At 58.2% G+C, this 928-nt stretch carries 1 protein-coding gene; it reads right to left on the reverse strand.

Features of this window, described 5'->3' with window-relative positions; genetic code table 11:
* Nucleotides 1–928, reverse strand: a 928-nt coding sequence (locus ACQ4N7_RS30325; protein ID WP_430715138.1) for an IS4 family transposase, incomplete at both ends; no start/stop codon positions are given.

Raw genomic sequence — 928 nt, forward strand, 5'->3', positions numbered from 1 at the left:
AAGTTGGAGCGCCTGATTGAACTCAGTGCGGCGCAAGGTGAGATCGCAGGAGATACGCCGCAGGAAGTCACAGCCAAGCCGGAATAGACTCTTGGCCCTTCGCCCATGTGACTTTAGCGGAATCGGCTGCTGCTGGTGTTGCCAGAGCCCGGAGAGCATGGCCCAACAGAAGGCCACCGCCAGTAGTGCGATGAGTTTACTGAGGCGCTCGGCGTGGCAAAAATGGGTTGATTCAAGGTTGAAACCTCGACTTTTCAGCGCCGCGAAGAGCGTCTCAATGCCCCACCGTAAGCGGTAGTCTGCCAGTGCTGTCTTAGGGCGATGGTTAGTGGCGAGAATTAGAAGCTCACCATCCTCAAGCCGAGTCGCGACGACGTAGACCCGGCGACCCCACACCCAGCGCTTGCCCGGGAGCACCCGCTGCTCACCCACCGTCAGGTTGGCAAAGACCCGTTCGCCTTGTTGGCGGCTCTTTCCGGAGCGGGAACTGATGCGGTCGCTATGCCTGAGCCGAAGCCGAAAGGGTATGGCCTTTGGCAGCAGCAAGAAGCTACACCACTCCTTACCCACAAACTCTCGGTCCCCTGTCAAACAATGAATCTGGGCGTCGGGAAAGACTCGCCCAAAGCGCTCCAGCAGGTCGATGCGCTCGTCACTGTTACTGTTGCCACGCTTGTCGAGCATCGTCCACATCACCGGAAAGGCCACCCCCTCATAGACAATCCCGAGCATCAAAATGTTGATGTTGACGGTGCCGAAACACCAGTTAGTGCGGTCTAGACTCAACGTCCAGGGCTCAGGTATCTGACTCCAACTCGCTACCGCTCGCGCGATGTCGTCGAAGTCAACGGCAAAGCTGCGAAAGAAGCGGGTCAGGCGCTTATAGCTCGACGCACTCTGCGCCTGATTGGCAAAGACACTGGCAAGC

It is taken from the genome of Nodosilinea sp. AN01ver1 (assembly GCF_050565655.1).
GTDB lineage: Bacteria > Cyanobacteriota > Cyanobacteriia > Phormidesmidales > Phormidesmidaceae > Nodosilinea.